The 549-nt window shown below is 69.0% G+C and carries 1 protein-coding gene; it reads right to left on the minus strand.

Features of this window, described 5'->3' with window-relative positions:
- Positions 1 to 18 precede the first annotated feature (18 nt).
- The gene (locus HUW62_RS47680; RefSeq protein ID WP_163863747.1) at positions 19 to 285 is read right to left on the minus strand and encodes an AtpZ/AtpI family protein; all 267 of its coding nucleotides are present in this window, start codon (positions 283 to 285) and stop codon (positions 19 to 21) included.
- Positions 286 to 549 lie beyond the last annotated feature (264 nt).

Raw genomic sequence — 549 nt, forward strand, 5'->3', positions numbered from 1 at the left:
TCTCCTCGCCCTGCCCCGTCACTTCCGCTTCCCCAGTCGGGCCATCTCCCGGAGGAATCCGTAGAAGCCCACGCAGATACCCAGCAGGCTCAACCCCAGGAGCAGCCACGGCGCCGTTCCCAGCTTCTTGTCCAGCCAGTAGCCGCCCAGCACGCCCACCACCGCCCCACCCACCAGCTTCCACACCGCCGAGACGTAGGGCTCGGCCGCCCTCATGTGGCGAGCCATCGACCCCAGCTCGCTGCCGTCCGAAGCGACCTTTTTTGGGGGTTCTTGCTCCACCATTCGGACGCCTCCCCAAACCCTGGGAAACCCTCGGATTTCCCATGCCACCCAGATCCAACCCCTTCACACGCGGGCGCCGCTTAACACCGAATGAGCGAGACGTGCAACCGCTACAGTGTCCCGGCACGGGCCGCCGCCAGCGGGGGTTGGGGCACCGGGTAGCGCAGCTATCACCTCCAGAGCGGCAGCCGCCCTTCTCCCGAGTGACACCGAGGGCCCGCCCGCCCCGTCCCCGGGGTGCCCGGCGCTCCAGCGGCCGGGATG

The sequence above is a fragment of the Myxococcus sp. AM011 genome, assembly GCF_013372595.1.
Lineage (GTDB): Bacteria > Myxococcota > Myxococcia > Myxococcales > Myxococcaceae > Myxococcus > Myxococcus eversor.

Bases quoted from the DNA above. Each gene is read 5' to 3' on its own strand.
- HUW62_RS47680 (WP_163863747.1), bottom strand. From the start codon at position 285: ATGGTGGAGCAAGAACCCCCAAAAAAGGTCGCTTCGGACGGCAGCGAG.